Annotated in this window: 5 protein-coding genes; all 5 read right to left on the bottom strand. The window is 68.1% G+C overall.

The features are described from left to right. Positions 1-799: 799 nt before the first annotated feature. The 5 genes from E1298_RS41550 to E1298_RS41530 all read right to left on the bottom strand — a co-directional run bounded on the left by E1298_RS41550 (position 800) and on the right by E1298_RS41530 (position 6,912). The gene (locus E1298_RS41550; RefSeq protein ID WP_424923202.1) at positions 800-1,924 is read right to left on the bottom strand and encodes an ABC transporter ATP-binding protein; all 1,125 of its coding nucleotides are present in this window, start codon (positions 1,922-1,924) and stop codon (positions 800-802) included. A 23-nt stretch (positions 1,925-1,947) separates the two neighbouring features. Further along, positions 1,948-3,027, bottom strand: coding sequence for an ABC transporter ATP-binding protein (locus E1298_RS41545; RefSeq protein ID WP_131902879.1), 1,080 nt, complete (start codon positions 3,025-3,027; stop codon positions 1,948-1,950). Continuing rightward, positions 3,027-4,025: an ABC transporter permease gene (locus E1298_RS41540; RefSeq protein ID WP_165975918.1), complete on the bottom strand. Its 999-nt coding sequence runs from the start codon at positions 4,023-4,025 to the stop codon at positions 3,027-3,029. The genes E1298_RS41545 and E1298_RS41540 overlap by 1 nt, the downstream gene beginning before the upstream one ends. 89 nt (positions 4,026-4,114) lie before the next feature. Then, positions 4,115-5,872, bottom strand: coding sequence for an ABC transporter substrate-binding protein (locus E1298_RS41535; RefSeq protein WP_131902878.1), 1,758 nt, complete (start codon positions 5,870-5,872; stop codon positions 4,115-4,117). A gap of 35 nt (positions 5,873-5,907) precedes the next feature. After that, on the bottom strand, positions 5,908-6,912 hold the full coding sequence (locus E1298_RS41530) for an ABC transporter permease (RefSeq protein WP_131902877.1): 1,005 nt from the start codon (positions 6,910-6,912) through the stop codon (positions 5,908-5,910). Between the last annotated feature and the right edge of the window lie 397 nt (positions 6,913-7,309).

Raw genomic sequence — 7,309 nt, 5'->3', positions numbered from 1 at the left:
CCCTCTGACCCACACCCCACGGCCCCCAAAAGACACCGCCATGAGCTTCAACCAGGCCCCGCTCCAAAAGCGCCCAGCCCACCACGCAACCGCACACGAACCGCACCACCGCGCGGCGCCAGCAAGAATCCAGCCCGAACCGACCCCAGCCACCACACGAGCGCGTGCCCTACGGAGCGCACCGAAACCAGGAGCGAAACACGCCCCCGGTCATCGCGCTAGACGGCCCAGCCACCACACGAACACATGACCCACGCAGCGCAACGAAGCCAGGGCGCGACACGACTGCGAAAAACGGCCGATGCCCGCCTCGAAACAAGCTTCGGCCGCCGCATGAGAACGACGCCAGGGCCTGCCCCACAAACGACCCCAACCACCCCACGCGAGCACATCACCGCCCCAGCGCGACCAAACCAGCGGCCGGACACCCCCGAAGAGACGGCCCATGCCCGCCTCGACACACGCCCCGGCCGCCGCATGAAAACGACGCCAGGGCCAGTCTCACAAGAGAGTTCGACCACGCGAGCACATCACCAGCCCAACGCGACCAAACCAGCGGCCGGGCAGGCCCGAAGAGGCGACCCATCCCGCCTCGAAACAGGCCCGGCCATCGCGCTAAGGCGATGGCCGGGCCTGTTTCAGCGGCGACCTCAGCTTGCACGCGATCGCGCTACCTGACCGGGGGATGCGAAGCCGAAGGCGAGCATCCCCTGGGAAGATCGCGAAGCGATGTCGCGATCGCCCAAGCACGGTCAAGGCTGCGAGCCGCCAGGCGAGCGGCCTTGGGCCGGGGTTGAATTTACTCAGCGTCCGTGGCCGTCGCGCCGGGGCCGGGAGCGACCGCGGCCTTGGCGACCTCGTCGGTCGCGCTGACCGTGGTGTTCTCCGGGAAGTGGCAGGCGGCCTCGTGGCCGGGGCTGAGCTCCACCAGCGGCGGCTCGACCTGCTTGCAGATGTCCTGGGCCTTCCAGCAGCGGGTGTGGAAGCGGCACGCCGGCGGCGGGTCCAGCGGGCTCGGCACATCGCCCTGCAGCCGGATCCGCTGACGGTCGTCCCGCTCGCTCGGATCGGGGACCGGGACCGCCGACAGCAGCGCGTTGGTGTAGGGGTGCATCGGCCGCTCGTACAGGTCGCTGCGGTCCGCCACCTCGACGATCTTCCCGAGGTACATGACCGCGACCCGGTCGGAGATGTGCCGCACCACCGACAGGTCGTGCGCGATCACCACGTAGGTGAGGTCGAGCTCGTCCTGAAGGTCCTCCAGCAGGTTCACCACCTGCGCCTGCACCGACACGTCCAGCGCCGACACCGGCTCGTCCGCCACGATCAGCTTCGGCTTCAGGGCCAGCGTCCGGGCGATCCCGATGCGCTGCCGCTGGCCGCCGGAGAACTCGTGCGGGTAGCGGTTGTAGTGCTCGGGGTTCAGGCCGACGAGCTCCAGGATCTCCTGCACGGCCTTCTTGACGCCGTGCTCGGTCTGGATCTTCTGCAGCCGGAACGGCGCCCCGACGATCGCGCCGACCGTCTTGCGGGGGTTCAGCGACGAGTACGGGTCCTGGAAGATCATCTGGAGGTCGCGGCGGAGCGGCCGGAGCCGGCCCTGCGACATCGAGGTGATGTCCCGCCCCTCGAAGGTGATCTTGCCGAAGCTCGGGTCCAGCAGCCGCATGACCATGCGACCCGTGGTGGACTTCCCGCAGCCCGACTCGCCGACCAGCCCGAGCGTCTCGCCCTTGCGGACCGAGAACGACACGCCGTCGACGGCCTTCACCGCCGCCACCTGGCGCCGTAGCAGCCCCGCGGTGACGGGGAAGTGCTTGCCGAGGTTCTCCACCTCCAGCAGCGGCTCCCCGTCCCGGACGGGACGCGCGTCCTTGGCCGTGGAGACGCCGGTCTCCTCCGCCGTGGTCTTCTCTGTGCTCACAGTCTCGTTCCCACCCGTGCTCGTCACAGCTTCGGCCGGATCTCGGAGTCCCAGATCTCCCGCCGCTTGTCCAGCGGGAGATGGCACGCCGCCCTGTGCCCCGGCTCCAGCTCGAGCAGCTCGGGCCGCTCGGTCGTGCTCTTGTCGCCGTTGAGGTCACGGTAGGCGCACCGCGGGTTGAACGCGCAGCCCTGCGGCACATTGATCAGGCTCGGCGGCGTCCCCTTGATCGGCAGGAGCCGCTCGCTCCGCTCCCGGTCCAGCCGCGGCATGGAGCCGAGCAGCCCCCACGTGTAGGGGTGCAGCGGCCGGTGGAACGCGTCGTCCACCGAGGCGTACTCGGCGCACCGGCCCGCGTACATCACCAGGATGTCGTCGGCGAGCTCGGCGACCACGCCCAGATCGTGGGTGATCATGATGATGGCGGAGTTGAACTCCTGCTGCAGGTCCCGGATCAGGTCCAGGATCTGCGCCTGCACCGTCACGTCCAGCGCCGTGGTGGGCTCGTCGGCGATCAGCAGCTCCGGGTCGCACGACAGCGCCATCGCGATCATCGCGCGCTGCCGCATGCCGCCGGAGAACTGGTGCGGGTAGTCGTCCACCCGCTGGTCGGGTTTGGGGATGCCGACCCGGCCCAGCATGTCGACGGCGTGCTTGCGCGCCACCGACTTGGACACGTTGTTGTGCACCCGGTACGCCTCGACGATCTGGCTGCCGACCGTGTAGAAGGGGTGCATCGCCGACAGCGGGTCCTGGAAGATCATCGCCATCTTCTGGCCGCGGAGCCGGCGGACCTGCCCCGGCGGCGCGCCGACCAGTTCGGTGCCGTCCAGCCAGATCTCGCCCGACACTTTGGCGTTGCGGCGGTTGTGCAGGCCGAGGACGCCCAGGCTCGTCACGCTCTTGCCCGAGCCCGACTCGCCCACGATCCCCAGGGTGCGGCCCCGCTCCAGCTGGAACGACAGGCCGTCCACCGACTTCACCAGGCCGTCGTCGGTCGGGAAGTGGATCTTCAGGTCGCGGACCTCCAGGAAGGAGCCCGGGGCACCGCCGCCGCTCTCGGCCGAACCGTTGATCAGCTCGGCCGGTTCCTTGCGCGCCATCAGCTGTGCCTCACCCTCGGGTCGACGACGCCGTACAGGATGTCCACGATCAGGTTGGCCAGGACGATGAACAGCGCCGCGACCATCGTCGCCCCCAGCACGACCGGCAGGTCGCTCTGGTTCACCCCGTCCAGCGCGAGCTGCCCGAGGCCGGGGATCGAGAACGTCTTCTCGGTGATGATCGCGCCACCGAGCAGCAGCCCGATGTCCAGGCCGAACACCGTCATGATCGGGGTCAATGTGGCCCGCAGGCCGTGCTTGAAGACCACCGTCTTCTCCGGCAGGCCCTTCGCCCGGGCGGTGCGGATGAAGTCCTCGTTCATCGTCTCCAGCATGCCCGCCCGCGTCAGCCGCGCGTACAGGGCCGCGTACAGGAACGCCAGGCAGATCCACGGCAGGATCAGGTTGAACGGATTGTCGCTGACGCCCGCGTAGTTCACCTCGGGCAGGATGTTCCATCTGTGGACGATGAACGCCAGCGACAGCAGGCCCGTGAAGAACACCGGGAGCGACACGCCCGCCAGCGCGATGCCCATCGCGGCCCGGTCGAAGATCGTGCCCCGCTTCAGGGCCGACAGGATGCCGATGGACACGCCCGCGACCACCCACAGCACCGCGGCACCCAGGGCGATCATGAAGGTGACCGGCGCGCGGTCGGCGAGCTGGTCGGTCACCGACTGGTTCGTGCGGAACGAGTAGCCCAGGCACGGGGCCGGGCAGTCGATCTTGTCGGTGCCGGTGTCGTAGGTGTCCCCCACGACGATCGCCTTGATGAACTTCCCGTACTGCACCGGGATCGGGTCGTCGAACCCGAACCGGTCCTTGATCGCGGCGAGGGTGGCCGCGTCCGGCTGCTTGCCGGCGAAGCGCCCCGCGATGTCATCGCTGGTGACCCCCGCGGCCCGCGGGACGAGGAAGAAGATGGCGAATGTCACCGCGCTGATGATGAGGAGCAGCCCCACCGCGCCCAGCAGGCGGCGAACAATGAATGCGACCACAGTATCCGGCCCAGGCGGCCGCCGGAGGATCCCCCCGGCGACCGCCCTATGCCTTCACCTGCCTTCTCTCAGGTAGCTCGGAACCGTGCTCAGCCGGTGACGCCGAGGTTGGCGTAGTCGTACATGCCGTAGCCCGCGTGGAAGTAGACGTTCGTGAGGTTCGTCGGGCGGAACAGCAGCGACTTGGCGTACACGTTCGGCAGGATCGCCGCCTGCTCGCGGATCCTGGCGTCGATCTCGTTGTAGATCTTCGCGCGGGCGGCCGGGTCCTGGACCGCGACGACCTCGTTCCACTTCTTGTTGACCTCGGGGTCGTTCAGCTCCTCGGGGTTGGCGTTGCCCGTGGGCACGATCGCCTTCACGTCCGAGATGGGCTGCAGGTAGCCGTAGCCGGTGTTCCAGTCGGGCGCCCAGCCGTAGGTGCCGAGGCCGACCTTCTCCTTGGCGACGAACTTCGGCGCGCCGAGCTGCTCGTTGGTGTAGGTGCCCGAGGGGTAGCCCTTGAGCTCCAGCTTGATGCCGACCTTCTGCAGGGACTGCTGAAGGGCCTCGGCCGTGGCCTTCTCCTTCGGGCGGTCGCTGCGGAAGATCATGAGGGTGGAGAAGCCGCCGGGCTTGCCGCACTTGGCGAGCGACGCCTTGGCCTGCACCGGGTCGCCGGTGAAGTTCGGGTCCGCCTTCGTGTAGAAGTCGGTGCCCTTCTCGCGGCCCTGGACGGCGGGCGGCTGGATCGAGGTCGAGACCTCGCCACCGGCCTCGCCGCCGTACGCCCGGAACATCGCCGCGCGGTCGGCCGCGTACACGATCGCCTTACGGCACTCGATGTTCGGGATGTTCTTGACGTTGATCGGCACGTACCAGTGGAAGCCGGCGAGCGGGTTGTCGGCGTTCGCCTTCAGCTTCGGGCTGGTGAGGATCTGCTGCCGCGCCGCCGACTGCACGCCCGAGCCGGGCAGGTCGATCTGGACGGTGCCGCCCTGCAGGCGGCTGTCGATCTCCTCCGCCTTCAGGCCCGACTGGACCTCGATCTTGTCGGGGAGCTGCTTGCGGTTCGGGTCGGTCGCCGGGTCCCAGTTGGTGTTGCGGACCCAGGTGCCGCCCTTCTTGGGCGTGTAGTCGCCCTCCAGCTTGTACGGACCGCTGGAGACGGGGTGCATGCCGTAGCGCACGCCGGTGTCCTTGGCGGCCGGCACCGGCGCGGTCTGCCCGGAGAAGCCCACGACCTGGTCGAACTCGCTGAAGGGGGCCTTCAGCTTGAACACCAGGGTGTAGTCGTCGGGGGTTTCGACGCCCTTGAAGTTGTCGAGGTTCTTGTCCTTGAACGGGCCCTTGTAGCCGTCCGCGTCCAGCAGCTGGGTGAAGTACGAGGGGCCGTTGTGCAGGACGCTGCGGTCGAACGTGCGCGCGACCCCGTACTTGATGTCCTTGGCCTTGATCTCGGTGCCGTCCTCGTACTTGACGCCACGCTTGAGCTTGTAGGTCCAGGTCTTGCTGCCGTTGCTCGGCACGCCCGGCGCCTCGGCCAGGTCCGGGACCATCTTGGTGCCCTCGAGCCCCGGCTTGGACGCGTAGGTCATCAGGTTCCGGGAGAAGATCCGGACGAAGTTGAGGCCGTAGGCGTAGTAGATGTTCGCCGGGTCGAGCGACTCGAAGTCGTCCGGCTGCGCCATCTTCAGCACGCCGCCCTTGTGGTCGGAGACGTTCACGACCGCGGTCGAGCCGGCGTCGAACTTGCCGCTGCCGCCCTTTTCGCCGCCCTCGTCGTCACTGCCGCCACAGGCGGACAGCCCCAGGCCCAGAACGACGATCCCCGCCGCCGCACTGGTCACCACCTTGGGAGATTTCATCAGTTCCCTTTCGCTAATACCGGACGTTCGCCGGGTCATCGGGCCCGTGGGTCCAGGGCGTCGCGCAGCCCGTCGCCGAAGAGGTTGAAGGCCAGCACGGTGACGAAGATGGCGAGCCCGGGGACGATCACGAAGTGAGGGGCGACCGAGTAGAGCTCGGTGGCCTGCGACAGCATCCCGCCCCACGAGGGGTCGGGCGGGTTGATGCCGACACCGAGGAACGACAGCGCGGCCTCGAAGAGGATGTTGGTCGGGATCAGCAGCGTGGAGTACACCAGGATCGGCGCGACCAGGTTGGGCAGGATCTCCTTGAACAGGATGTAGGAGTTGCGGGCGCCCATGCTCCGCGCCGCGTCGACGAACTCCCGCTCGCGCAGCGACATGGTCTGCCCGCGGATGATCCGGCCGATGTAGGGCCAGTTGAAGAACCCGATGATGAACACCAGGATCCCCATCCGCAGGTTGTTGCCCTCAAGCCCGAACAGGCTGCGCGGGATCACGCCGACCAGCGAGATCGCGAACAGCACGAGCGGGAAGGCGAGGAACACGTCCATGGTGCGGGCGATCAGGGTGTCCACCCACCCGCCGAAGTAGCCGGCGATGATGCCCATCACCGTGCCGATGACCACCGACACGAGCGTGGCGAGCACGCCGATCAGCAGCGACACCCGCGCCCCGTACAGCACGCGGCCGAACAGGTCGCGGCCGTTGATGGGCTCGACTCCGAAGATGTGGTCGGCGCTCATGCCGCCGAAGGACTTCAGGGGGCCGCCCAGCGTCGCGTCCACCAGGTTCTGATGGAACTCGTTCGGCGGGCTGCCGAAAAGGCCGACGACCAGGCCCGTCACACCCGGCATCGCCAAGATGATCAGCAGCAGGACGAAGAGGCCGCCGCTGATCGCGACCTTGTCCCGCCTGAGCCGAAGCCAGGCGATCTGGCCGAGGGAACGACCCTGGATCGCCTTGCGATCGATGCCCGCAAGGACGGCGTCCGGCTGGGCCTCGTTCTCAGACCCCGACACCTCGATCGGTGCGGTCACGCTCCGTACCTCCTACCACCTCGGCCACACTGCCGCCGGCGCACGCCGACCCGGGCCGCGAAGATCGTCCGCTGACCCCGTGCCCGTTACGCCGCGTTTGCTGAAGGGAAACGTAGTCCTTCGGGCACGACTGTCCATCCGTGAAGCGACCTTCGCCAGTACCCGTATCTGACTTGTGATCTCGTCGTCATCTGGGGCACACGTGTCCGCGCATCACACCGGACAAATCGCCCGAATAGTACGTTCGTTGGCACCCTGGTCGGCAACCCGGACGCGGTCTAGACCGGTAAGCTTTACCGTACTGAGTCCGTTCTGAGATCGATCGTCCGCAGGTCAGCCGCCGGGGGCGCGGAAACGGCGGACCGGGCCGCCCCCGATCGCGCGGGAGCGCCCCCTC

The organism is Actinomadura rubrisoli (assembly GCF_004349215.1).
Taxonomy (GTDB): Bacteria; Actinomycetota; Actinomycetes; order Streptosporangiales; family Streptosporangiaceae; genus Spirillospora; species Spirillospora rubrisoli.
The sequence above is the reverse complement of the archived record's forward strand: the minus strand, read 5'-3'. Positions and strand labels throughout refer to the sequence as shown.

Coding starts and splice junctions, on each gene's coding strand:
- E1298_RS41545 (WP_131902879.1), bottom strand. CDS start 3,027: ATGGCGCGCAAGGAACCGGCCGAGCTGATCAACGGTTCGGCCGAGAGC.
- E1298_RS41535 (WP_131902878.1), bottom strand. CDS start 5,872: ATGAAATCTCCCAAGGTGGTGACCAGTGCGGCGGCGGGGATCGTCGTT.